This is a genomic window from Citrobacter sp. wls615 (assembly GCF_005281355.1).
Classification (GTDB): Bacteria; Pseudomonadota; Gammaproteobacteria; order Enterobacterales; family Enterobacteriaceae; genus Citrobacter; species Citrobacter werkmanii.
On record NZ_SZXM01000007.1, the window covers coordinates 48,766 to 72,558 of the forward strand.

Sequence of the window (23,793 nt, forward strand, 5' to 3'; positions counted from 1 at the left end):
ATTTAACACTAGTTTTACATTTGATTTGAAGGTAATCACACTTCTGCATATTAATTGCAGGCCGCTATCCGTGCAGCATACCGCCTGATTTACCGGACTAGTAATGAGTGGCAAAAAACGCCCCAGCCATAAGGGAAAGATTGCACTACAGCACGGTTTCCTCTCATTGTTAAATTTTATTCAATAATTGCCACGCTTACGATGAATGAAATTTAAGCGGATGTTATTCTCTACACTCTGTTGCTATTCTCAGCTTATCGGATATTTAAAAAGTCTAAAAAACTGCAGGAGAGCAATTATGTCAGAGAAAGAACTCATTACTGAATTTCTGCTGGCGGCAGAGCAAGGTAATGCCGATGGATTAAAATCCTGTCTGGCAAAAAATGTGGATATTAATGCCACGAACCGCCAGGGACGTACCGCCATTATTATTGCCAGCCTGAATAAGCATTATGACTGTGTTTCTTTACTGATTGCCGCCGGTGCCGATATTAATAAACAGGACCAAACCTGTTTTAATCCTTTCCTGATTAGCTGCCTGACTGACGATTTAACGCTGCTGCGTACCGTATTGCCTGCTAACCCCGACCTTAACTGCCTGAGTCGTTTTGGCGGCGTAGGCATTACGCCAGCCAGTGAAAAAGGACATGTGGAGATTGTGCGCGAACTACTGCTGCGTACTGATATCAATGTCAACCATACCAACTTTGTTGGCTGGACGCCGCTTCTGGAAGCCATTGTGCTTAATGACGGCGGCGCGAAACAGCAGGAGATCGTCAAGCTGCTGCTCGATCATGGCGCGAATCCACATATGACGGATAAATATGGTAAAACCCCGCTGGAACTGGCGCGCGAGAAAGGTTATCACGAAATTGCCGAGCTGCTGATTGCTGCCGGAGCCTGACAGAGGAGCGCCGCTATCGCTACGCCATCACGGCGATGCGTACAGGCGCTAACCGCAGATAGCGCGTTTCTCGCTTTCCGGGGAACGGGGCAAGTTGAACAGGTTTTTTCCCGCGCGGTGAACCTGTTGATACCTGACCAGCAGCGACTGTTGACGTTGCTGAGTGAAGGTTGTGATAACGCGCCTAATAGCTGTCGGCTGGCGCTGACGCATTGCGCGGACCTGTTTCTCCCCGGTGAGCAGGTCAGATTTACCGAGTCGGGGATAGCCGTTGGCAAAGATAAATGGATAGAGACCTCTGGTTGCCTGCCGTGGCGCATACCACAGTGGACGCCAGATGCAGTAACCCTCGCCGCAGTCCGCTGGCAGCGCTGGGAAGAGGTAATCCGCCAACAGTTAAACAGCGACGACACATTATTTTTGTATCAGGGGGACAACCCGTTTTATCAGGAAATCACCCGTCAATTACTCAACCGCCGACAAACACTAATAGCGGCGCTATATACGGGAGTAAATATTTCTACAGCGGCCAGCCATTTAATTGGTCTGGGAATTGGCCTGACGCCATCATCCGATGATTATTTAGTGGGCTTAAGTGCCATTTTATTAATCCCAGGACATCCGCTGGAGAAATATCGTGGAGATTTTTTAGCGGCATTACAATGCGCCGGAAATAATACGACGCTACTTAGCAAAATAACGCTCGAAGAAGCTTTGCATCAACGTTATCGGGAAAGCGTCGTGCGGCTGCTGCAACATATTATTACTGAGCAACAACCCGTTTCTACGCAATATATTACTGACATTAAAAATATCGGCTCAAGTTCTGGCTGCGACATGCTGTATGGCATGGCGGACGCCTGCGCCCTGAGCCACAGGTCCGGAGGGAATTATGTCGATCAGGATAGTTGTTAAAAAGAACACGTATTTTGATTCCGTTTCACTGATGTCTATCTCCACACGTGCAAATAAGCTCGATGGCGTTGAGCAGGCATTCGTGGCGATGGCCACGGAAATGAACAAGGGTGTGCTGAAGAATCTCGACCTGCTGACGCCTGAACTGGAAGAGGCAAAAAGTGGCGATCTGATGATTGTCATTAAAGGCGCAAGCGAGGCGGCGAACGACCAGACACTGGTGGCAATTGAAGATCTGTTTACGCATAAAGAGCAGGGCGGCCAGCATGAAGCGCGCTATGCCACGCTTGCTAGTGCCAAGAAGCATGTGCCTGACAGTAACCTGGCGGTGATCTCGGTCAATGGTCTGTTTGCGGCGCGTGAAGCGCGTCAGGCGCTGCAAAATAACCTCAACGTGATGCTGTTCTCGGACAACGTTTCTCTTGAGGATGAACTGGCGCTAAAACAGCTGGCGCACGAAAAAGGGCTGTTGATGATGGGGCCAGACTGCGGGACCGCCATTATTAACGGCGCGGCGCTGTGCTTTGGCAACGCGGTACGTCGCGGCAACATTGGGATTGTTGGTGCGTCCGGTACCGGTAGCCAGGAACTGAGCGTACGTATTCACGAGTTTGGCGGCGGGATTTCCCAACTGATTGGCACCGGTGGTCGCGATCTAAGTGAGAAGATTGGCGGCCTGATGATGCTTGATGCGATTGGCATGCTGGAAGCCGATCCGCAAACCGAAATCATTGCGCTTATCTCTAAACCACCTGCCCCAGCGGTGGCGCGCAAGGTGCTGGAACGTGCGCGCGCCTGCCAAAAGCCAGTCGTGGTGTGCTTCCTCGGACGCGAAGCCGCGCCTGCGGATGAAAAAGGTCTGCAGTTTGCACGCGGTACCAAAGAGGCGGCGCTGAAAGCGGTGCTGCTGACCGGCGTGAAAAAAGAGAGCCTGGACCTGCATCCGCTCAACTGGCCGCTGATTGAAGAGGTCCGCGCCCGTCTGACCCCGCAGCAAAAGTATATCCGTGGCTTGTTCTGCGGCGGCACGTTGTGTGATGAGGCGATGTTTGCCGCCATGGAAAAACACGCGCAGGTTTACAGCAACATTCATCCGGATCCGGCGTTTCGCCTGAAAGATCTCAACCGCAGCGTGGCGCATACCTTCCTTGATTTCGGTGATGACGATTTTACCAACGGTAAACCACACCCGATGATCGATCCCACCAACCGTATTAGTCGTCTGTTGCAGGAGGCGCGCGATCCTGAAGTGGGCGTGATCGTGATGGACTTCGTGCTTGGATTTGGATCGCATGAAGATCCGGTCGGGGTGATGCTGGACGCGATCGTTGAAGCCAAAGCGATCGCCTCCGCAGAGGGGCGTCCGCTGGAAATCCTCGGCTATGTGCTGGGAACCGATCTCGATACGCCGTCGCTGGAAAAACAGTGCCAGATGCTGACCGATGCCGGGGTTATCTGGGCGAGCAGTAGTACCAACACCGGATTGCTGGCGCGTGAATTTATTTGTAAAGGGGAGGAAGCCTGATGAGCCAGACACTGTTTAACCAGCCGCTGAACGTGATTAACGTCGGCATCGCGATGTTCAGCGATGACCTGAAAAAACAGAATGTGCCCGTGACTCAACTCGACTGGACGCCGCCGGGCCAGGGCAATATGCAGGTCGTGGCCGCGCTGGATGACATTGCTGATTCGCCGCTGGCGGACAAAATCGCAGCCGCTAACCTGCAGGCGCTGGAGCGCATCATCCAGTCGCATCCGGTGCTGATTGGTTATGACCAGGCTATCAACGTGGTGCCGGGGATGACCCGCAACACCATTTTGCACGCCGGGCCACCGATCCGCTGGGAAAAAATGTGCGGCGCGATGAAGGGCGCGGTAACCGGGGCGCTGGTGTTTGAAGGGCTGGCGAAAGATCTGGATGAAGCTGCCGAACTGGCCGCCTCGGGTGAAATCATCTTCTCACCGTGCCACGAGCATGACTGTGTTGGCTCGATGGCGGGGGTGACGTCGGCGTCGATGTTTATGCACATCGTGGAGAACAAAACCTACGGCAACCGCGCATATACCAATATGAGCGAGCAGATGGCGAAGATCCTGCGCATGGGGGCGAACGATCAGAGCGTTATCGATCGACTGAACTGGATGCGCGATGTGATGGGACCGATGCTGCGTGATGCCATGAAGTTGGCGGGTGAAATCGATCTGCGTCTGATGCTGGCGCAGGCGTTGCACATGGGCGATGAGTGCCATAACCGTAACAACGCCGGGACGGCGCTACTGATTCAGGCGCTAACGCCGTGGATAATCCAGACCGGTTATCCGGTTGAGCAGCAGCGTGAAGTATTCGAGTTCGTCCTCAGCAGCGATTACTTCTCCGGGCCGACCTGGATGGCGATGTGTAAAGCCGCGATGGATGCCGCACACGGCATTGAATACAGCACCGTGGTCACGACGATGGCGCGTAACGGCGTCGAGTTCGGTCTGCGCGTCAGCGGGTTGCCGGGGCAATGGTTTACCGGCCCGGCGCAGCAGGTGATTGGTCCAATGTTCGCGGGCTATAAGCCGGAAGATTCCGGGCGTGATATCGGCGATAGCGCGATTACCGAAACCTATGGCATTGGCGGTTTTGCCATGGCGACGGCGCCTGCCATTGTGGCGCTGGTCGGCGGTACAGTCGAGGAGGCGGTCGATTTCTCTCGCCAGATGCGCGAAATCACCCTCGGTGAAAACCCCAACGTTACCATTCCGCTGCTCGGTTTCATGGGGGTACCGACCGCTATCGACATTACGCGCGTGGGCAGCACCGGCATTTTGCCAGTGATCAACACCGCCATTGCGCACAAAGATGCGGGGATCGGCATGATCGGTGCCGGAATCGTTCACCCGCCGTTCGCCTGTTTTGAAAAGGCGATCCTCAACTGGCGTGACCGCTACTGCTAATAACAACAACCGGGGCTAACGGCGTTAGCCCCACAGTAGCAAAGCGTTAAACGTTGCTTACCTGCAGGGCTGGGCGATCTCCGCGATCGCAAACGATGCTTAACCTGTTAAGGATATTCCATGAACAGCATAAAACTAGAATGGAAACGTGGTGACTGGGCGGCTTACTTCGGGCTGATGACCAACAACCTGACGAACCTGCTGACAATGATGGGGCTGCTCATTTTTGTCGTCGGGATCCCTACCGAAATTGTCTATGGTCGCATTGCGCCTGCCTTTGGTCTGGCGGTGCTGGTGGCCAGCGTCTGCTACGCCTGGTTTGGCCTGCAAATGGCAAAACACACCGGACGTAATGACGTAACGGCGCTGCCGTCCGGTCCCAGCGCACCGTCGATCTTTACCGTGACCTTCCTGGTGCTGATGCCGGTTTATCAGCAAACCAAAGATGCCAACTTCGCCATCCAGATAGCGCTGGTGTGGTGCTTTGTGGAAGCATTAATCCTGGTGGGCGGCTCCTTCCTTGGCGAGACCATCCGCAAGATGATCCCACGAACGGTACTGCTCTCTTGTTTATCCGGCCTGGGCCTGCTGTTGTTGGCGATGAACCCAATGCTGCAGGCATTTGAAGCGCCAACCGTTTCTTTCATCGTCCTGCTGCTGATCTTTATTAACTGGTTCGGTAAGAAGCCAATTTTTGCCCGCATTCCTACTGGTTTGCTGTTACTGATTGCCGGTACGGCACTGGCGTGGATCTCGGGTTTGCAAAGCCCGGAGGCGATTAAAGCGTCGATGTCTTCTTTTGGCTTTAACCCGCCGGAAATTCATGTCGACAGCTTCTTGCAAGGGCTGCCGCACGCGCTGCCGTATCTGGCGTCTGCGGTTCCGCTGGGTCTGGCGAACTACATTTTTGACCTCGAAAACATTGAAAGTGCACACGCTGCGGGCGATGAGTACAACACCCGTAAAGTCATGATGGCGAACGGTTTTGCCTCCATGCTCGGCTGCATGCTCGGTAACCCGTTCCCGGTGACCGTATATGTTGGGCATGCGGGCTGGAAAGCGATGGGCGCCAGCATCGGCTATACCCTCGCTTCAGGCATCACCATGTTCCTGGTGCCGCTGTTTGGGCTGGGCGCGTTTATGCTCGCCATTATTCCGATGACCGCGATAGTGCCAATTTTGGTGTTTATCGGCGTGGTGACCGCCAACCAGGTGGTGCGAGAAACGCCCAAAGTCGAGGTTCCCGTTATCTTCATCTGCCTGTTCCCGTGGATCGCTAACTGGGCGCTAACCATCGTTAATAGCGTGATGGGTGCGGCCGGTACGTCAGCCGGAAAACTGGGTAGCGACCTGCTGCACAGCAAAGGCGTCTATTACGACGGGCTGGTGCATCTTGGAAGCGGCGCGCCGCTGGCCAGCATGCTGTGGGGCTGTGTCGCCATCTTCGCCATTATGAATAAGCCGTTGCGTGGGGCGATTGCCGCTGCCTTTGGCGCCCTGCTGTCGCTGTTTGGTGTGATCCACTCCTCGGCGGTCGGCTTTGCAGAGGGCAGTTCGATGATGTTTGTGCTGGCCTACCTGATGATGAGCGGCATGTTTGTCCTTAAGCACGTGCTCGACAGTCGTGAAGCGGTGACTGCACCTGAGCAACAACCGACGAAATCCACCTGAATCGTCTGCAAGCGGAAGATAACACTATGAAAGAACTTGTGGTCGTTGCCATTGGCGGCAACAGCATTATCAAAGATAACGCCAGCCAGTCGATTGAGCACCAGGCTGAAGCGGTGAAAGCAGTTGCGGACACGGTGCTGGAAATGTTGGCCTCGGACTACAACATTGTGCTGACTCACGGGAACGGACCGCAGGTGGGACTGGATCTGCGGCGGGCGGAAATCGCACACGAGCGTGAAGGGTTGCCACTCACCCCGCTGGCAAACTGCGTTGCCGATACGCAGGGCGGTATTGGTTATCTGATCCAACAGGCGCTGAATAACCGTCTGGCGCGGCGCGGTGAGCAGAAGGCAGTTACGGTGGTCACGCAGGTGGAGGTCGACAAAAACGATCCGGGCTTCGCGAATCCAACCAAACCTATCGGCGCGTTCTTTAGCGCAGCCCAGCGCGATGAACTACAGCGGGTCAATCCGGGCTGGCGATTTGTGGAGGATTCCGGGCGCGGCTACCGTCGGGTGGTCGCTTCGCCAGAGCCGAAGCGCATCGTCGAAGCCGAGGCGATTAAGGCACTGACCCAGCAAGGCTTTGTGGTGATTGGCGCGGGCGGCGGCGGGATCCCTGTGGTGCGTGGTGAGCAAGGTGATTACCAGAGCGTGGACGCGGTGATTGATAAAGATCTTTCCACCGCGCTGCTGGCCCAGGAGATCCGCGCCGACATTCTGGTGATCACCACCGGTGTTGAGAAAGTGTGTATTCACTTTGGCAAACCTGAGCAGCAGGCGCTGGATACGGTGGATGTCGCCACGATGACCCGCTACATGCAGGAAGGACATTTCCCGCCGGGCAGCATGCTGCCGAAGATCGTTGCCAGTCTGGCGTTCCTGGCGCGCGGAGGTAAGCGGGTAATCATCACCACGCCGGAATGTCTGCCCGCCGCAATCCGCGGTGAAACGGGTACCCACATTGTCCATTCCTGAGAGGAGATGCGAATGAAAGAAAGTAACAGCCGCCGCGAATTTTTAAGCCAGAGCGGAAAAATGGTGACCGCTGCCGCGCTGTTTGGCGCAGTGGCTCCGGTCGCGTATGCTGCTAATCCTGTCGGGAACACCTGCGGGTCGAAGAGCACGATGACGATTAACGATAAACACTATTACCTGGACAACGTTCTGCTGGAAACGGGGTTTGATTACGAAAACGCGGTGGTGGTACATACCCGTACCGCACTGCAAACTGTTGAAATCCAGGACGGGAAAATTGTTGCGCTGCGTGAGAATAAGCAGCATCCGGATGCGACGCTGCCGCACTACGATGCGGGTGGCAAGCTGATGCTGCCCGCCATGCGCGATATGCACATCCACCTGGATAAAACCTTTTATGGTGGTCCGTGGCGCTCACTGAACCGTCCGGCTGGTACCACTATTCAGGATATGATCCGCCTGGAACAAAAGCTGCTGCCTGAACTCCAGCCATACACCCAGGAGCGCGCGGAAAAGCTTATCGATTTGCTGCAATCTAAAGGTACCTCGATTGCCCGTAGCCACTGCAACATAGAACCGGTTTCCGGGCTGAAAAACCTGGAAAACCTGCAGGCGGTGTTGGCGCGTCGCCAGCCGGGTTTTGCCTGTGAAATTGTGGCGTTTCCACAGCATGGCTTGCTGTTATCAAAATCTGAACCGCTGATGCGTGAAGCTATGCAGGCGGGGGCGCATTACGTCGGTGGTCTGGACCCAACCAGCGTCGACGGGGCGATGGAAAAATCCCTCGACACCATGTTCCAGATTGCGCTGGATTACGATAAAGGCGTGGATATTCATCTGCACGAAACCAGCCCGGCGGGCGTGGCGGCGGTGAATTACATGGTGGAAACGGTAGAGAAAACGCCGCAGTTGAAGGGCAAACTGACCATCAGCCACGCTTTCGCGCTGGCAACGCTGAACGAGCAGCAGGTTGACGCGCTGGCGACCCGTATGGCGGCGCAGCAGATTACCATTGCCTCGACGGTGCCGATTGGCACATTGCATATGCCGCTCAAACAGCTGCGTGACAAAGGCGTGGAGGTGATTACCGGGACCGACAGCGTGATTGACCACTGGTCGCCGTACGGGCTGGGAGACATGCTGGAGAAGGCGAATCTGTACGCGCAGCTCTATATTCGCCCGAACGAGCTTAACCTGTCGCGCGCGCTGTTTCTTGCCACCGGCGATGTGCTGCCGCTAAACGATAAAGGTGAACGCGTGTGGCCGAAAGCGAAGGATGAAGCCAGCTTTGTGCTGGTGGATGCCTCCTGTTCGGCGGAAGCGGTTGCCCGCATCTCCCCTCGCACCGCGACCTTCCATAAAGGGCAACTGGTGTGGGGGAATGTCGCCAGCTAATCTGGATTTACGCGCAGCGGCAATCGCTGCTGCGCGCTCCGCTCGTTAACCAACGATCCCCATATAGCCGTGAATCCCCATATATAAGCCGACCATGGCGATGAGCGCGCTGGAAAAATAGGGCGCTTTGCGTGCCAGCGTATTAAATCCACTCCAGCGTTTGGCCGCCTGCTGTACGCTGATTGCTGCACCCACTCCCACCGTCACCAACGTCAACGCCAGTCCGAGGCTGAAGCACAGCACCATAGTCGCGCCCAGCGTGAAGGCTTTGAGCTGGATGCAAATCAGCAGCACCGTAATGGCGGCAGGGCAGGGGATTAACCCGCCGGTCAGACCAAACAGTAATATTTGGCCGTTAGTGACCTCTTTACCGGCAAAGCGGCGCTGAATGTCGGTGGCATGCGCCCGTTCGTGGGCATCCTGATACTCTTTTGAACCCTCGCTCAGCCCTGCCAGCGCGGCATGGTCATGATCGTGGTGATGGTGGTGATGATCATCATCGTGGTCATGATGATGGTGGTGGTGATGATGATGATCGTCATGATCATGGTGATGCTCGTGATGCGTCCGGGCCAGCCAGTTCTGCTCTCCCTGCCAGGTGCGCCAGAACATCCAGAATGCAGTGCCGAGAATAATAATCGCCGAGACAAACTGCAGCCATGGCTCAACGGCCTGGGCGGTAAACGCTTTGCTGATATACATCCCGCCGAGCGCGATCAACCACACCACTGCGGTATGCGACAGCGTTGCCGCCAACCCCAGCATCACTGCCTGTTTGATGGTGCCTTTAATGGCAATAATAAAAGCCGCCATCATCGTTTTCGAATGCCCCGGTTCCAGACCGTGTAACACACCCAATAAAATCGCGCTGGGAATGAAAAACCAGGCGTTGCCTTGCTGAAGAAGCGTAGAAAACTCACCCATGAGAATGATTCTTAGTTGTTTAATTTCGCCTGATTCTACTCCCCCCCAGTATTAAATACTACCCCCCAGTAGAATGTCGATGGTATTGTCGCTACAGCCAGACGTTAAATAGGTAAAGTTATGTCACATACGATCCGCGACAAACAAAAGCTGAAAGCCCGAACCAGCAAGATTCAGGGGCAGGTAGCGGCGTTGAAAACCATGCTGGATGAACCGCATGAATGCGCGGCGGTATTGCAGCAAATAGCGGCGATCCGCGGGGCGGTAAACGGATTAATGCGTGAGGTGATTAAAGGTCATCTGACCGAGCACATCGTGCATCAGGGCGATGAAATAAAGCGCGAAGAAGATTTGGACGTGGTGTTGAAGGTACTGGATTCGTACATCAAATAAGTCAGTTTAACGGCTCATCCACGTACTGGAATGAGCCGTTAACTACACGTTCTAGCCAAAAAACATCACAGATACACACAGCAGACCGACAATCAGGGTGATTAAATTACCCACTGAACGGTACGGCTTCAACGCCGGTATCAGATAAGTGGAGAGAGTCGGCATGATAAACAAAATCATGGCAATCAATGGCCCGCTAATGGCGTAAATCATTGAAATCGCATTAGGGTTAATGCAGCAGATGATAAACGTAATGGCCGACACTAACATGATGGACAGGGCGCGGTTAAAGGCCCGGCTTTTCTTCACGCCCACCTGATGCAGCGACGTTTTTACCACTTCCGTTGCCCCTTCAATCACGCCAAAGTAGGTGCCGAGGAACGATTTTGACATCGCCACGACGGCGACGATAATCCCGGAAATTGACAGCCATGCCGGTGCGTTTGGCATCATCGATAACGCTGACAGAATGGTCACGCCTTCATTTTTCGCGTCTTCGATATAGTTTGTCGGAATCGAAAGCAAACAGCTGAAGACGAAAAACAGTACGCTCAGGCAGATGATGATGTAGGCGACCTTCATGATTTTTTTGCATTTACCCATGGCCTGCTCGCCGTATTTCTCACGTCGGTCAATAGCGAACGTAGAGATAATTGGCGTATGGCTAAAAGCGAAAACCATCACGGGAATAGAGATCCAAACCTGATGAAGCGTGTGCTGATCGAAAGACATCTGGCCGGTGAGTAGCGTTGGCTGCCAGCTTCCGGTCAGGTAAAGCGAAAGGAACAAAAAGTAAGCAATCAGTGGGAATACCAGAAAGCCCATAACCCGAATGGTGGCTTGTCGGCCCATCAGAAAAATCAGGTTCAGCACCAGCACCACACCGAGACTGACCAGCATACGAACACGCAAATCGATAGTGATATGTTTTGCCAACTGTTCAGTGAGTGAATTGGTTATCGCCACGGCGTAGATCAGCACGACCACAAAGAAGGCAATAAAATAGAGGGTGGTGATCAGGTTGCCAATCTTCTTGCCGTAGTAATGGGTGACTGCACCGGTGATGCCTTCGCCAGCAGACGTTTTTGACGACAGGATAAACTGGCACAGCGCCTTGTGTGGCCAGTAGGTTAAAGGCCAGGCCACGAGGGCGGTGATAAACAGCACTACCGCGCCTGCTGAACCCAGCTGTATGGGGAGGAAGAGGGTTCCTGCACCGACGGCAGTCCCATATAGTGCGAAGCTCCAGAGAGTCTCTTCTTTTGACCAAATTTTCGACATTATTTGAACGTATCAACTATAAAATAAACAAAAAGAAGCGCAATTTACCACAAATGAGAGGGGCTGGGGGAAGTGTGAACAAGTGGGCTGGTGAATGGATAAATAGTCGGAATCAAGATAATTCCGACTATTTATTGAATTATCAGGCAGTAACACGCTGCTGGCGGCGCTTCATAACGCGCTCGCGTAATGTGTCATACGCCCAGTTATAGAGCATGGTGTACGGCAGGAAGAACAGGAAGAAACCTATTTCCAACGTGAATGCCTGAAGCAGGCTGACGTTCAGCACATAGGCCACGATGCTCACCCCGATCACAATAAACCCGCTCTCGAAGCCTAAGGCGTGAAAGGCGCGAACTTTCGCCGTACGTTTTACCCGATGCGACGGCCATAAGCGGTCAAACAGGGCGTTATAAATGATATTCCAGATCATCGCCGTGGTAGCCAGAATAATTGTCAGCCCGCCCATTTCCAGCACCGAGCGCTGCATCAGCCACGCGGTGGTTGGCGCAAGGATTGCGGTGGCAATGCCTTCAAAACAAACGGCGTGAAAAATACGCTCCACTAGTGAGCGGCGCTGGACTGTATCGTGTTGCATAACCTAAAACCTTCTTTGATGCCCGGATAACGGAATGGTGGCAATTTTATCGTTTTATGTGATATCTAAAAGATAGTATCCATCGATAAAGTAGATAGTTCATGCGTTACTCTCCTGAAGCATTAACGGCATTTGTAGAGACCGTTTCCTGCGGCTCATTTTCTGCCGCGGCCCGACGACTGCGTAAAAGCCAGTCCACCATCAGTACGGCTATTGCGCATCTGGAAGCCGATCTTGGTTTTGCGCTGTTTGACCGATCGTCCCGTCAGCCAACGCTGACCGAAGAAGGTAAGCGGGTGCTGGGATATGTGCAGGCAATTTTGACGGCCAGCGAACGTCTCGATGAGGCGGCTATCTCGCTGTCGGGTGAAACGGAAGCGCGCCTGACCTTCGTACTTTCGGACACGCTGCACCCGGATGTGCTGGAAGAATTAATGGTGCAGTTTGACCGCAAGTTTCCGCATACCGAGTTTGAATGTCTGATTGGTGAAGATGAAGACGTGATCGATCTGCTGCAAAAAGGGCGCGCGCAGGTCGGGTTGATTGAGGCAAGAGAGGATTATCCGACCGACATGGGCGTGACGCGGCTGCCGATGCAAACCTGGATGGGGTTATACGTTGCGGCCTCACATCCGCTGGCGAGTCAGGAAAAACTACAATGGGAACAACTCCACACCTGGCGTGAACTGCGTTTGAATACCTATCTGGAAAGCGGCAGTAACGTGGCACGTGGCCCCGTCTGGTCGGCGCCTAACTATTTGCTGTTATTGAGTATGGCGGTTCAGGGATTCGGTTGGTGCGCGCTCCCTTGTGCGCTGGTGGAGGAGTTTGCAGCGGAAAAACCGCTGGTTCAACTACAGGTGCCCGGTTGGCCAAAGGCTATCTCTATCGATCTGTTGTGGAATAAGAAATCACCGCCTGGCGTGGCGGGAAGTTGGCTGCGCGACCATTTACAGCAGAGTGGCGTTCAGATGACCAATAAATGATACGAATTTCCTTTGTGATAAAAATCACCATTTTTAAACAACTTTGATAACTACTTTTAACAATCATCTACTATTGCGGTGTTATTTTGCGCTGAGGTAGTGATGAAAGAGGTTGTGATAGTCGGGGCGTTAAGAACACCGATCGGCTGCTTCCAGGGGACGCTGGCGCGCCACTCTGCCGTTGAGTTAGGCAGTATGGTGGTCAAGGCGTTGCTGGAACGCACGGGTGTAGATGTTCACGCCGTGGATGAAGTGATCCTCGGGCAGGTGCTTACCGCAGGTGCCGGGCAGAACCCAGCCCGTCAGTCCGCCATCAATGGTGGACTGCCTAATACCGTTTCCGCCATCACCATTAACGATGTTTGCGGTTCGGGGCTGAAAGCACTGCATCTGGCGACCCAGGCTATCCAGTGCGGTGAAGCCGACATTGTGATTGCCGGTGGGCAGGAGAATATGAGCCGTGCACCGCATGTTCTGACCGATAGTCGCACCGGCGCGCAGTTAGGCAATAGTCAACTGGTCGACAGCCTGGTGCATGACGGTCTGTGGGATGCTTTCAACGATTATCATATGGGCGTCACTGCGGAAAACCTGGCGCGGGAATATGGCATTAGCCGTGAATTACAGGATGCCTACGCGCTGCATTCGCAGCACAAGGCGCGGATGGCCATCGACGCCGGACGCTTTAAAGATGAAATCGTGCCGGTGGTGACCCAGCGTAACGGGCAATCATTCGTGGTGGATACCGACGAACAACCGCGCACCGATGCCAGCGCAGAAGGGCTGGCGCGTCTGGATCCTACCTTCGACCGGCTCGGGTCGGTCACTGCGGGGAACGCCTCATCCATCAACGATGGCGCCGCCGCGGTGATGGTGATGAGCGAAGCCAAGGCGCAGGAGCTGAATTTACCGGTGCTGGCCCGCATTCGCGCGTTCGCCAGCGTTGGGGTCGATCCCGCGCTCATGGGGATTGCGCCGGTGTATGCTACACGTCGCTGCCTTGAGCGTGTGGGCTGGCAACTGGCTGATGTTGATCTGATCGAAGCCAACGAAGCGTTCGCTGCGCAGGCATTGTCCGTTGGGAAAATGCTGGAGTGGGATGAACGACGGGTAAATGTGAACGGCGGCGCTATCGCGCTCGGCCATCCGATTGGCGCATCGGGGTGTCGTATTCTGGTATCGCTGGTGCATGAAATGGTGAAACGTCGGGCGCACAAGGGGCTGGCAACGTTGTGTATCGGCGGTGGTCAAGGGGTGGCGCTCGCTATCGAACGAGATTAACGCTCTTAGATTTCCCTTCTTAAACGCTTTTTTGTGTGTTACCCCTGTATCTCTAAAAAAGCCCTCCAACAGGAGGGCAAGGCCAGTTACAGAAACATACACTCTAAACTCTGCCAACATATCAAAACGATGTTTTATTTCATGTGATTGACTGCGCACTTTGTTAGCAAAGGTGTGCGAACATCGTCTGTGCCCGGCTGTATTTTCAATGTTTTATCCCTGCCACGAATGAGTTACTTCTTTGTGTTTTTATCCATCCTATTGTTTTAAATGATTTTATTCTAAATTTCCCCCCTCGATTATTATGCCCGAGCGTGATCGCAATTACACTTTTGATAATAAGATGCGGAAAAAGTGAAACAACGTTTCAGTTGTAATTGAAAACCCTATCCGGGAGGGATATCATGAGCGCATTAGATAAAACGGAACAGCGTTTTGCTATTCGTTAAAGCATTCACGGTCAATTTATCACTGGAGGTAAATGTGGACGTAAGACAAAGCATCCATAGTGCGCATGCGAAAACCCTCGACACTCAGGGGCTGCGTAATGAGTTTTTGGTCGAAGAAGTATTTGTCGCAGATGAATACACCATGGTTTACAGCCACATCGACCGTATTATTGTTGGCGGCATTATGCCTGTGGCCAAAACCGTCTCTGTGGGTGGCGAAGTTGGTAAACAACTGGGCGTAACCTATTTTCTCGAACGCCGTGAGCTGGGTGTGATTAATATCGGCGGTCCGGGCACGATTACCGTTGACGGTCAGTGCTATGAAATTGGTCACCGTGATGCGCTGTACGTCGGCAAAGGGGCAAAAGAAGTGGTGTTTGCCAGCGTTGATACGGCGAAACCGGCGAAGTTTTACTATAACTGCGCGCCAGCCCACACGACTTATCCAACCAAAAAAGTTACGCCAGCAGACGTTGCGCCAGTGACGCTGGGCGACAACCTCACCAGTAACCGTCGTACCATCAACAAATATTTTGTGCCGGATGTGCTGGAAACCTGCCAGTTGAGTATGGGTCTGACTGAACTGGCGCCGGGCAACCTGTGGAACACCATGCCGTGCCATACCCATGAACGTCGTATGGAAGTCTACTTCTACTTCAACATGGAAGAAGATACCTGCGTCTTCCACATGATGGGACAGCCTCAGGAAACGCGTCATATTGTGATGCACAACGAGCAGGCGGTGATTTCCCCGAGCTGGTCTATTCACTCGGGCGTTGGCACAAAAGCTTATACGTTCATTTGGGGCATGGTTGGTGAAAACCAGGTCTTTGATGATATGGACCATGTCGCCGTCAAAGATCTGCGCTAGTTGCGGGCGACAGCCGTGCCTGCCTGCGGCAGGCATTATAAAAAATTAAGGATTTACAATGATTTTGAATGCATTCTCTCTTGAAGGTAAAGTCGCCGTTGTGACCGGTTGCGACACTGGCCTGGGTCAGGGTATGGCGCTGGGTCTGGCGGAAGCGGGTTGCGATATTGTCGGTATCAACATTGTTGAACCGACGGAAACCATCGAACGCGTGACCGCACTGGGTCGCCGTTTTTTAAGTCTGACCGCCGACCTGCGCCAAATTGATGGTATTCCAGCGCTGCTGGAGCGCGCAGTGGCAGAATTCGGCCATATCGATATTCTGGTCAACAATGCGGGCCTTATCCGTCGTGACGATGCGATCGACTTCAGCGAAAAAGACTGGGATGACGTGATGAACCTGAACATTAAGAGCGTATTCTTTATGTCTCAGGCTGCGGCGAAGCACTTTATCGCTCAGGGTAACGGCGGCAAAATTATCAATATCGCCTCTATGCTCTCTTTCCAGGGCGGTATCCGCGTTCCGTCTTACACCGCGTCTAAAAGCGGCGTAATGGGCGTCACCCGTCTGATGGCGAACGAGTGGGCAAAACATAACATCAACGTCAACGCGATTGCGCCGGGTTATATGGCGACCAACAACACTCAGCAGCTGCGTGCTGATGAGCAGCGTAGCGCAGAAATCCTTGATCGTATTCCGGCAGGACGTTGGGGACTGCCGAGCGACCTGATGGGGCCTGTCGTGTTCCTGGCGTCCAGCGCGTCTGACTATATTAACGGCTATACCGTTGCGGTAGACGGCGGCTGGCTGGCACGTTAATACATTTTTTGAATAACAAACCCTGTCATCTGGCAGGGTTTTTTTTGGTTTTAAGTTATTTTAATCCATATTCTGTCCATAAATTAATCCATACATAATTATATATGTATGAATTTGTAATGTTTAATCCTCTTTAATATCAATAAATTAAATTTAATTGAGTGATTGCTGATAAATTTTAAAATTGGAATATCCATCACATAACGATGTGGTGTAGCTATTTAATCCATGTTTTTGCCGTTTCCCGCCTGACGCTTCATGTAAGGGATCCCTTACTTTCAGGGACATGGTTTACTCTGTATCTGGCAGGAAAAAATGGTCTCAATAAATAATGATGCTGCTTTAGCGCCGCGCCCTGTGCGCGATACGCGACGTATGAATATGTTTGTCTCTATCTCTGCGGCTGTCGCAGGATTGTTATTCGGCCTGGATATTGGCGTGATAGCGGGCGCGTTGCCTTTCATTACCGATCACTTTGTCCTGACCAGCCGCCTGCAGGAGTGGGTGGTGAGCAGCATGATGCTGGGTGCGGCAATTGGCGCACTGTTTAATGGTTGGCTGTCATTCCGCCTGGGACGTAAATACAGTCTGATGGCGGGCGCGATCCTTTTTGTCGTCGGCTCTCTGGGATCGGCGTTGGCATCCAGCGTTGAAATGCTCATTTTTGCCCGCGTGGTGCTGGGCGTTGCGGTGGGTATCGCGTCTTACACCGCGCCGCTGTATCTCTCAGAAATGGCCAGTGAGAATGTGCGCGGTAAGATGATCAGTATGTACCAGCTGATGGTTACGCTGGGCATTGTGCTGGCCTTCTTATCAGATACGGCATTCAGCTACAGCGGTAACTGGCGCGCGATGCTGGGGGTGCTGGCGCTCCCGGCGGTGTTACTGATTATCCTGGTGGTTTTCCTGCCGAACAGTCCGCGCTGGCTGGCGGAAAAAGGTCGCCATATCGAAGCTGAAGAAGTATTGCGTATGCTGCGCGATACGTCAGAAAAAGCCCGCGATGAGCTGAACGAAATCCGTGAAAGCCTGAAGCTGAAGCAGGGCGGCTGGGCGCTATTTAAAATTAACCGTAACGTGCGTCGCGCGGTTTTCCTCGGAATGTTGTTGCAGGCGATGCAGCAGTTCACCGGGATGAATATCATCATGTACTACGCGCCGCGCATTTTTAAAATGGCGGGCTTTACCACCACCGAACAGCAGATGATTGCCACGCTGGTGGTTGGCTTAACGTTCATGTTCGCCACCTTTATTGCCGTTTTCACGGTTGACAAAGCGGGGCGTAAACCGGCGCTTAAAATTGGTTTCAGCGTGATGGCCATTGGGACGCTGGTACTCGGCTATTGCCTGATGCAGTTTGATAACGGCACGGCTTCCAGTGGCCTTTCCTGGTTGTCAGTCGGTATGACCATGATGTGCATTGCAGGTTACGCGATGAGCGCCGCGCCGGTGGTGTGGATCCTGTGTTCGGAAATTCAACCGCTGAAATGCCGTGATTTTGGTATTACCTGCTCGACCACCACCAACTGGGTGTCGAACATGATCATTGGCGCCACGTTCCTGACGCTGCTCGACAGCATTGGCGCGGCGGGTACGTTCTGGCTGTATACCGCGTTGAACGTCGCTTTTATCGGCATTACATTCTGGCTTATCCCAGAAACCAAAAACGTCACGCTGGAACACATCGAGCGCAAGCTGATGTCGGGTGAGAAGTTAAGAAATATTGGGGTGTAAGTGAGCAGGGAGCCCGATAGATCAACTCATTATCGGGCTCCCATTGCTACCTGTTTCAATGCGGAGATGCCTGTCTGGCGAGGAGGTCCTTAGCAGACAGCCCGGTTATCTTTAGTATAATTTCATGACTAATACCATTCGCTAACATCATCTGGGCAATGCGTAACGCCTCTTGTTGTTTAGCTTCTTGTCGCAACACTTCCGCAATAGTCATCAGACGTTCCTTTTGCTGTGGTACCCGATAGGCAACCTCACGGATAAATTTATCAACGTGAGGCGTATTTCCAAACTGCATCATGTAATTAAATAGCGTTTTGAGCTGGCTGTCATTAGCGTATCCCGTAGCCAGCAACGAGACCAGTTGTTCCACTAATCCCATTAAATCACGCTTGCGGATATGTTTTTGCATCAATTCCAGCAGTGCTATACGGCGATGTTGCATAATTTCGTCATCGGGTATTACGGTGATATCTACCAGCGGAAATGTTGCTGAGTACAGCTGTCGTGCCAATGCGGGATCGTCAAACTCATCCAGCCAGCAGAGTGAAAAGGGGTAGGGGCTGAGAGCGCCATGATAAAACAGCATCGGTATCATCAAAGGTAATGTTTTATGGCCAGCATCCAGATGGCGTTGCATTGCAGCCATGGCGTAGCGCATTAGCCGAAATGCCATGTGAGCGTCGGGCGAACTCTGATGCTCGATAACAACATAGATATACCCATCGCCTTCGTTTGTTTTTAATGACCACAGCACGTCGGAGTAGCTGGCTCGCAGGATATCCTCAATAAAACTGCCTGATTCCAGTTTTAATGTTTGCAGATCACATAGCTCCCGCAAGGTTGATGGAAGATAGATATCCAGAAAATCTCTTGCAGTATCGGGATGGTACAAGAACTGTTTGAAGACTGCGTCATGTGGAGTGGCCGTTGTCATTTTTGTCATGGCGATCCGTCACCGTTAATTAAGTTAACGTGACAGTAATCGCCCACATGGCGAGGCGCATCGGGTGATTAATGCTTATGCGAGCTGGTATCGAAGGAAAATACCCCCACCTTGTAACGTATTCATTTTTAGGGAACTGAGTACGCATTTTAGCGTGTCCTCAAACCGTTCAGTAGCACGGCTTGAAAACAGCGAAATTACCCGTGCAGAAAATCGTCGCGCACCGGGGTGAACGTATCGAGTAATGTTCCCGGTTTTAAGCAGACGCAGCCATGCATAATGTTGGGCTGTTTATACAGGGTGTCGCCTGCGGAAACGACATGCTTTTCTTCCCCAATTGTAAATTCAAACTCGCCGGATAAAACGTAAGTCAGCTGCTCATGCGGGTGGTTGTGCAGCGGACCAATCGCGCCCTGCTCGAAGTTCACCTCAACCGCCATCATTTTACCGTCGTGAGCCAGAATGCGACGGGTAACGCCATTGCCCAGATCTTCAAGCGTGGTCTCTTTATGAAAAATAAACATCCGGCATTCCTGTAAGTTAATGAAACATTGTTTCATTAAATTTATACCAGCAAAGTATAAAAAGAAATGCACACCAACAAATGTGGAAAGTTGATCACATCTTTGGTTCACTGGAGAGATAACAACGAATGAGGGGAAGCGATGAAGACGATCGGTCTGTTAGGCGGTATGAGCTGGGAATCCACCATTCCTTATTATCGACTCATTAATGAAGGGGTGAAGCAGCGTCTGGGTGGCCTGCATTCAGCACAGATTCTGTTGCACAGCGTAGATTTTCATGAGATTGAAGCCTGTCAGTCCAGCGGCGACTGGCTGCGAGCCGGGCAGATCCTCGCGCAGGCCGCCAGAGGGCTACAGGAGGCGGGTGCTGAGGGAATCATGTTGTGTACCAACACGATGCACAAGGTTGCTGAGGCGATTGCAACCGCCTGTGATGTACCGTTCCTGCATATTGCTGATGCCACTGGCCGCGCGATACAAAAGCAGCAGATGAGCAACGTGGCGCTGCTGGGTACGCGCTACACCATGGAGCAGGATTTTTACCGTGGGCGCTTACAGGCTGAATTTGGCATTAGTACACTTATTCCTGACGTTAACGACCGGCAAAAAATAAACCAGATTATTTTCGATGAGCTGTGCCTCGGCGAATTCAATGAAACTTCCCGTGATTATTATCTCAGTGTGATTGCTCAACTGGCTAAGCAGGGCGCGCAAGGGGTAATTTTTGGCTGTACTGAGATTGGTCTGTTGGTGCCAGCCGAGCTAAGCCCACTACCGGTTTTCGACACTGCGGCTATCCATGCGCAAGATGCGGTGGAGTTTATGCTTTCGTCTGTGGATGCAAAATAGCGTTCAGCGGATCGATAAGCCTCGGGAGATGGGTTTGCAGATGCGCAGTAAAAGCATCGACCAACGCCGAGGCGGGGCGATGAAGCGGGTGAATCAGGCTGACCGTAAACGGTACCGAAATACTGAAGCGGCGGATAACGATCCCGCTACTGGCGTAATCCAGCGCCGTTAAGGGATTGACCACCGAGATCCCTACGCCTGCCCGCACCATTGCACAAATTGAAGCGGCGCTATGGGTTTCTATTACCATGCGACGTTTCACCTGATGCTCATTAAACAGGGTATCCAGAAGCTGACGGTAACTGTCGGTCCGCGACAGGCTGATGTAGTTTTCGCCCTGAAAATCCTGGGGGGTGAGCACGGATTTCTCGGCCAGCGGATGTCCCTGTGGCAGCACGCATACTTCATCCAGCGCCAGCAATTCTGTACGTTTAGTGCCGGCGGGAGTATGCAGGGTTTCTGTGATCCCCAGATCGTGGCGCTGCGCCGACAGCCACTCTTCCAGCAACGGTGACTCTTGCGGCACTATCTGAATATTGACCTGCGGGTAGCGTGTGAGGAATGGCTGCAGCAACGGTGGTAAAAAAGACTGCGAGAATACCGGCAGGCAGACAATCGATAATTCGCCCTGACGAAATTCGCGCAGACTTTCGGCGGCGCTCACAATCCTGTCCAGACCATACCAGGAACGTTGTACCTCTTCAAACAGACGTAACCCTTGCACGGTCGGATGCAGCCTGCCTCGTGAGCGTTCGAACAACGTTAATCCCAGCACTTTCTCGAATCGGGCCAGTTCCCGACTGACGGTCGGCTGCGAGGTATGTAGCATCCGCGCGGCTTCCGTCAGATTACCTGCGGTCATGATGGCATGAAAAATTTCAATATGGCGCAGGTTAACGGCGGGCATGAGTAATCCTCGAATGATGTAAGCCATATCATTTTTGCATAGACTCACGATAAAACGATATTTTTTATTCTTTCTGGCCTGTGGCGTAATCATAAAAAAGCCAATACCGGAGCACATCATGCCACGCCCACTCAACAGCACTGATACCGATCTCACCGCCGCCAACCTGCTACGCCTGCCCGCTGAATTTGGCTGTCCGGTGTGGGTGTATGATGCACAGATTATCCGCGCGCAGATTGCCAAACTGAGCCAGTTTGACGTGGTGCGTTTTGCCCAGAAGGCATGCTCAAATATTCATATTCTGCGCCTGATGCGCGAGCAGGGCGTGAAGGTCGATTCCGTCTCGCTGGGCGAAATTGAACGCGCGCTGGCGGCGGGCTTTGAGCCGGGAAAAGATGAGATAGTCTTTACCGCCGATATGATCGATGACGCGACGCTCGCCCGGGTGCATGAATTGAGCATTCCGGTAAATGCTGGATCGGTGGATATGCTGGAACAACTGGGTCAGCTTTCGCCGGGCCATCGCGTGTGGCTGCGCGTGAATCCTGGTTTTGGTCATGGACACAGTCAAAAAACCAACACCGGCGGCGAGAACAGCAAGCACGGTATCTGGTACAGCGATCTTCCGGCGGCGCTGGAAGTGATCCAGCGCTATCAGTTGAAGCTGGTGGGTATTCATATGCATATTGGATCCGGCGTGGACTACGGCCATCTGGAACAGGTATGCGGCGCGATGGTGCGTCAGGTTGTCGAGTTTGGTCAGGATCTGGAGGCGATCTCCGCGGGCGGCGGGCTGTCGATCCCGTATCGTGAGGGCGAAGAGGCGATCGATACCGATCATTACTTTGGGTTATGGAACGCCGCGCGCGATCAAATTGCGCGTCATCTGGGTCACGCTGTCAAACTGGAGATCGAACCGGGCCGTTTTCTGGTCGCGGAAGCTGGCGTGCTGGTGGCGCAGGTGCGCAGCGTAAAAGCGATGGGCAGCCGTCACTTTGTGCTGATTGACGCAGGCTTCAACGATTTGATGCGCCCGGCGATGTACGGTAGCTATCACCATATCTCTGCACTGGCGGGAGATGGCCGTTCTCTGGAGCAAGCCGCGCAAATAGAAACCGTAGTGGCCGGGCCGCTGTGTGAGTCCGGCGACGTCTTTACCCAGCAGGAAGGCGGAAATGTGGAAACCCGTCTGTTGCCAGCGGTAGTGCCGGGGGATTATCTGGTGCTGCACGATACCGGGGCGTACGGCGCGTCAATGTCGTCAAATTACAATAGCCGTCCGCTGCTGCCGGAGGTGTTGTTTGATAATGGTGTGGCGCGACTGATCCGTCGTCGCCAGACGATTGATGAGCTACTGGCGCTGGAGTTAATCTGAATATAGCGTTGTGAAACGCAGGATGGCGCTTGCGCCATCCTGCACTATTCGTAATACGGCCCCGTTGTCACCGATTCCCGCAACACCAGTTTGCCGGTAAACGGTGGGATCGGCTCTACGCTCTCACCGTTGGCCAGACGGATAGCCTGGTCAATTGCCGTTGTTATCATGGCGTCAATCGGCAGATAAACTGTAGAAAGCCCCGGTTCCAGCCATTTGGCGCTGGGCGCATCATCAAAACCAAACAGCGAGACGTCCGTTGGGATTTTCAGGCCAGCCTGATGCAACGCTTTTGATGCACCTAATGCCATGTCATCGTTACAGGCGAACAGGGCGCTGAATGTCACCCCTTCCTCCAGCAGTTCACGGCAGGCTTCATAGCCTCGCGTCATTGTGGAGTCGCCGTATTTGACCTTGTCGGGATCCCAGGGAATACCGTTTTTTTCCAGCGCCTTACGATATCCCATCAAACGTGATTTACCGGTAGGGGTATGGCCCGGCACGGTGATGCAGGCAATATCGTTATGCCCCTGGGAGATCAGATAATTGACCGCCTGGAACGCGGCTTCTTCCTGTTCAAAGAAAATCGCGCGATCGCGGGCCTGACTGACATCACGGTTAATGACCAGCAACGGCATAGCAATGCTGTTCATTAGCGACATAATCGCCTGTTCACTCATATAACGGGTATAGAGAATAATGGCATCACACTGCCTGTCGGCCAGCATTTGCACGGCTTCCTGTTCACGCTCCGGCGTGTCGTGGCCGTCGGTGACGATCAACTGCTTACCGTGAGATTCCGTCTGGCGCGAAGCCTGTTGCAGCAGGCGTCCAAAGTAGAATCCATCAAACGTGGAAACCACCAGGCCAATGCTGTTGCTGGTACGGTTCGCCAAAGAGCGCGCTAAAAAATTGGGTCGATAATCAAGTGCCTGCATGGCCTTAAACACTTTCTGGCGCGTACTCTCTTTTACCTGACCCGTACCATTCAGCACGCGCGAAACGGTCGCTTTTGAGACGCCAGCGTGTCGTGAAACGTCCAACATCGTAGTCATG

The 23,793-nt window shown here is 53.1% G+C and carries 22 protein-coding genes; 15 read left to right on the forward strand and 7 right to left on the reverse strand.

Annotation, left to right across the window (positions count from 1 at the left end; all coding sequences use genetic code 11):
* Window positions 1–298: 298 nt before the first annotated feature.
* The 7 genes from FDX04_RS03285 (at window position 299) to FDX04_RS03315 (ending at window position 8,802) form a co-directional block, all read left to right on the forward strand.
* On the forward strand, window positions 299–904 hold the full coding sequence (locus FDX04_RS03285; protein WP_042310828.1) for an ankyrin repeat domain-containing protein: 606 nt from the start codon (window positions 299–301) through the stop codon (window positions 902–904).
* Window positions 905–1,030: 126 nt separating this feature from the next.
* Entirely contained in the window at window positions 1,031–1,819 is a 789-nt protein-coding gene (locus FDX04_RS03290) for a DUF2877 domain-containing protein (RefSeq protein ID WP_137361311.1), read from the forward strand.
* Window positions 1,797–3,344, forward strand: coding sequence for an acyl-CoA synthetase FdrA (gene fdrA, locus FDX04_RS03295; protein WP_137361286.1), 1,548 nt, complete (start codon window positions 1,797–1,799; stop codon window positions 3,342–3,344). Before FDX04_RS03290 ends, fdrA begins: the two co-directional genes overlap by 23 nt.
* Window positions 3,344–4,759: a DUF1116 domain-containing protein gene (locus FDX04_RS03300; protein WP_137361285.1), complete on the forward strand. Its 1,416-nt coding sequence runs from the start codon at window positions 3,344–3,346 to the stop codon at window positions 4,757–4,759. The genes fdrA and FDX04_RS03300 overlap by 1 nt, the downstream gene beginning before the upstream one ends.
* Before the next feature lie 120 nt (window positions 4,760–4,879).
* Window positions 4,880–6,430 (forward strand): xanthine permease, encoded by a 1,551-nt coding sequence (locus FDX04_RS03305; RefSeq protein ID WP_137361284.1) that lies wholly within the window; start codon window positions 4,880–4,882, stop codon window positions 6,428–6,430.
* Between the two features lie 26 nt (window positions 6,431–6,456).
* Window positions 6,457–7,407: a carbamate kinase family protein gene (locus tag FDX04_RS03310; protein ID WP_137361283.1), complete on the forward strand. Its 951-nt coding sequence runs from the start codon at window positions 6,457–6,459 to the stop codon at window positions 7,405–7,407.
* A 12-nt stretch (window positions 7,408–7,419) separates the two neighbouring features.
* Window positions 7,420–8,802 carry an amidohydrolase family protein gene (locus FDX04_RS03315; protein ID WP_137361282.1) on the forward strand — a complete coding sequence of 461 codons (1,383 nt, stop codon included), beginning with the start codon at window positions 7,420–7,422 and terminating at the stop codon, window positions 8,800–8,802.
* Window positions 8,803–8,847: 45 nt separating this feature from the next.
* Here FDX04_RS03315 and FDX04_RS03320 read toward each other — a convergent pair whose 3' ends face one another.
* Complete coding sequence (locus FDX04_RS03320; protein ID WP_137370435.1) at window positions 8,848–9,726, reverse strand: nickel/cobalt efflux protein RcnA; 879 nt, start codon at window positions 9,724–9,726, stop codon at window positions 8,848–8,850.
* Between the two features lie 120 nt (window positions 9,727–9,846).
* Between FDX04_RS03320 and rcnR the strand changes: the two genes are divergently transcribed.
* Window positions 9,847–10,119 (forward strand): Ni(II)/Co(II)-binding transcriptional repressor RcnR, encoded by a 273-nt coding sequence (rcnR, locus tag FDX04_RS03325; RefSeq protein WP_003825567.1) that lies wholly within the window; start codon window positions 9,847–9,849, stop codon window positions 10,117–10,119.
* A 51-nt stretch (window positions 10,120–10,170) separates the two neighbouring features.
* Here rcnR and FDX04_RS03330 read toward each other — a convergent pair whose 3' ends face one another.
* Together FDX04_RS03330 and FDX04_RS03335 are read right to left on the reverse strand one after the other, a co-directional pair.
* Entirely contained in the window at window positions 10,171–11,400 is a 1,230-nt protein-coding gene (locus FDX04_RS03330) for an amino acid permease (protein WP_061382393.1), read from the reverse strand.
* A gap of 142 nt (window positions 11,401–11,542) precedes the next feature.
* Window positions 11,543–11,998 carry a multidrug/biocide efflux PACE transporter gene (locus FDX04_RS03335; RefSeq protein ID WP_061382392.1) on the reverse strand — a complete coding sequence of 152 codons (456 nt, stop codon included), beginning with the start codon at window positions 11,996–11,998 and terminating at the stop codon, window positions 11,543–11,545.
* A 101-nt stretch (window positions 11,999–12,099) separates the two neighbouring features.
* Between FDX04_RS03335 and FDX04_RS03340 the strand changes: the two genes are divergently transcribed.
* The 5 genes from FDX04_RS03340 to araE all read left to right on the forward strand — a co-directional run bounded on the left by FDX04_RS03340 (window position 12,100) and on the right by araE (window position 18,139).
* A complete protein-coding gene (locus FDX04_RS03340; protein ID WP_137361280.1) occupies window positions 12,100–12,984 on the forward strand; it encodes a LysR family transcriptional regulator in 885 nt (294 codons plus the stop codon).
* A gap of 102 nt (window positions 12,985–13,086) precedes the next feature.
* The gene (locus tag FDX04_RS03345) at window positions 13,087–14,265 is read left to right on the forward strand and encodes an acetyl-CoA C-acetyltransferase (RefSeq protein WP_137370436.1); all 1,179 of its coding nucleotides are present in this window, start codon (window positions 13,087–13,089) and stop codon (window positions 14,263–14,265) included.
* A 483-nt stretch (window positions 14,266–14,748) separates the two neighbouring features.
* On the forward strand, window positions 14,749–15,585 hold the full coding sequence (gene kduI, locus FDX04_RS03350; RefSeq protein WP_042310807.1) for a 5-dehydro-4-deoxy-D-glucuronate isomerase: 837 nt from the start codon (window positions 14,749–14,751) through the stop codon (window positions 15,583–15,585).
* Between the two features lie 58 nt (window positions 15,586–15,643).
* Window positions 15,644–16,405, forward strand: a complete 762-nt coding sequence (kduD, locus tag FDX04_RS03355) for a 2-dehydro-3-deoxy-D-gluconate 5-dehydrogenase KduD (RefSeq protein ID WP_003033923.1) — start codon at window positions 15,644–15,646, stop codon at window positions 16,403–16,405.
* A 315-nt stretch (window positions 16,406–16,720) separates the two neighbouring features.
* A complete protein-coding gene (gene araE / locus FDX04_RS03360) occupies window positions 16,721–18,139 on the forward strand; it encodes an arabinose-proton symporter AraE (RefSeq protein ID WP_042310805.1) in 1,419 nt (472 codons plus the stop codon).
* Between the two features lie 55 nt (window positions 18,140–18,194).
* On the opposite strand, the gene FDX04_RS03365 is transcribed toward araE, so the two are convergent.
* Window positions 18,195–19,082, reverse strand: coding sequence for an Rpn family recombination-promoting nuclease/putative transposase (locus FDX04_RS03365; RefSeq protein WP_137361279.1), 888 nt, complete (start codon window positions 19,080–19,082; stop codon window positions 18,195–18,197).
* A 197-nt stretch (window positions 19,083–19,279) separates the two neighbouring features.
* Window positions 19,280–19,606 (reverse strand): cupin domain-containing protein, encoded by a 327-nt coding sequence (locus FDX04_RS03370; protein WP_137361278.1) that lies wholly within the window; start codon window positions 19,604–19,606, stop codon window positions 19,280–19,282.
* A 141-nt stretch (window positions 19,607–19,747) separates the two neighbouring features.
* Here FDX04_RS03370 and FDX04_RS03375 point away from each other — a divergent pair, with 141 nt between their 5' ends.
* On the forward strand, window positions 19,748–20,455 hold the full coding sequence (locus FDX04_RS03375) for an aspartate/glutamate racemase (RefSeq protein WP_137361277.1): 708 nt from the start codon (window positions 19,748–19,750) through the stop codon (window positions 20,453–20,455).
* Here the strand turns inward: FDX04_RS03375 and FDX04_RS03380 are convergent.
* Window positions 20,427–21,362: a LysR family transcriptional regulator gene (locus tag FDX04_RS03380; RefSeq protein WP_137361276.1), complete on the reverse strand. Its 936-nt coding sequence runs from the start codon at window positions 21,360–21,362 to the stop codon at window positions 20,427–20,429. The two genes, FDX04_RS03375 and FDX04_RS03380, sit on opposite strands and share 29 nt — an antisense overlap.
* 118 nt (window positions 21,363–21,480) lie before the next feature.
* Here FDX04_RS03380 and lysA point away from each other — a divergent pair, with 118 nt between their 5' ends.
* Entirely contained in the window at window positions 21,481–22,737 is a 1,257-nt protein-coding gene (lysA, locus tag FDX04_RS03385) for a diaminopimelate decarboxylase (protein WP_137361275.1), read from the forward strand.
* Between the two features lie 44 nt (window positions 22,738–22,781).
* Here lysA and FDX04_RS03390 read toward each other — a convergent pair whose 3' ends face one another.
* A complete protein-coding gene (locus tag FDX04_RS03390; RefSeq protein WP_042310796.1) occupies window positions 22,782–23,792 on the reverse strand; it encodes a LacI family DNA-binding transcriptional regulator in 1,011 nt (336 codons plus the stop codon).
* Window position 23,793: the final 1 nt, after the last annotated feature.

Excerpts from the sequence above, each read along its gene's own strand:
- FDX04_RS03285 (WP_042310828.1), top strand. The coding sequence starts at position 299 with ATGTCAGAGAAAGAACTCATTACTGAATTTCTGCTGGCGGCAGAGCAA.
- kduD (WP_003033923.1), top strand. The coding sequence starts at position 15,644 with ATGATTTTGAATGCATTCTCTCTTGAAGGTAAAGTCGCCGTTGTGACC.
- FDX04_RS03315 (WP_137361282.1), top strand. The coding sequence starts at position 7,420 with ATGAAAGAAAGTAACAGCCGCCGCGAATTTTTAAGCCAGAGCGGAAAA.
- FDX04_RS03335 (WP_061382392.1), bottom strand. The coding sequence starts at position 11,998 with ATGCAACACGATACAGTCCAGCGCCGCTCACTAGTGGAGCGTATTTTT.
- FDX04_RS03365 (WP_137361279.1), bottom strand. The coding sequence starts at position 19,082 with ATGACAAAAATGACAACGGCCACTCCACATGACGCAGTCTTCAAACAG.
- FDX04_RS03375 (WP_137361277.1), top strand. The coding sequence starts at position 19,748 with ATGAAGACGATCGGTCTGTTAGGCGGTATGAGCTGGGAATCCACCATT.
- FDX04_RS03345 (WP_137370436.1), top strand. The coding sequence starts at position 13,087 with ATGAAAGAGGTTGTGATAGTCGGGGCGTTAAGAACACCGATCGGCTGC.
- FDX04_RS03300 (WP_137361285.1), top strand. The coding sequence starts at position 3,344 with ATGAGCCAGACACTGTTTAACCAGCCGCTGAACGTGATTAACGTCGGC.
- FDX04_RS03340 (WP_137361280.1), top strand. The coding sequence starts at position 12,100 with ATGCGTTACTCTCCTGAAGCATTAACGGCATTTGTAGAGACCGTTTCC.
- FDX04_RS03310 (WP_137361283.1), top strand. The coding sequence starts at position 6,457 with ATGAAAGAACTTGTGGTCGTTGCCATTGGCGGCAACAGCATTATCAAA.
- FDX04_RS03370 (WP_137361278.1), bottom strand. The coding sequence starts at position 19,606 with ATGTTTATTTTTCATAAAGAGACCACGCTTGAAGATCTGGGCAATGGC.
- rcnR (WP_003825567.1), top strand. The coding sequence starts at position 9,847 with ATGTCACATACGATCCGCGACAAACAAAAGCTGAAAGCCCGAACCAGC.
- FDX04_RS03330 (WP_061382393.1), bottom strand. The coding sequence starts at position 11,400 with ATGTCGAAAATTTGGTCAAAAGAAGAGACTCTCTGGAGCTTCGCACTA.
- fdrA (WP_137361286.1), top strand. The coding sequence starts at position 1,797 with ATGTCGATCAGGATAGTTGTTAAAAAGAACACGTATTTTGATTCCGTT.
- FDX04_RS03390 (WP_042310796.1), bottom strand. The coding sequence starts at position 23,792 with ATGACTACGATGTTGGACGTTTCACGACACGCTGGCGTCTCAAAAGCG.
- araE (WP_042310805.1), top strand. The coding sequence starts at position 16,721 with ATGGTCTCAATAAATAATGATGCTGCTTTAGCGCCGCGCCCTGTGCGC.
- FDX04_RS03380 (WP_137361276.1), bottom strand. The coding sequence starts at position 21,362 with ATGCCCGCCGTTAACCTGCGCCATATTGAAATTTTTCATGCCATCATG.
- FDX04_RS03320 (WP_137370435.1), bottom strand. The coding sequence starts at position 9,726 with ATGGGTGAGTTTTCTACGCTTCTTCAGCAAGGCAACGCCTGGTTTTTC.
- lysA (WP_137361275.1), top strand. The coding sequence starts at position 21,481 with ATGCCACGCCCACTCAACAGCACTGATACCGATCTCACCGCCGCCAAC.
- FDX04_RS03305 (WP_137361284.1), top strand. The coding sequence starts at position 4,880 with ATGAACAGCATAAAACTAGAATGGAAACGTGGTGACTGGGCGGCTTAC.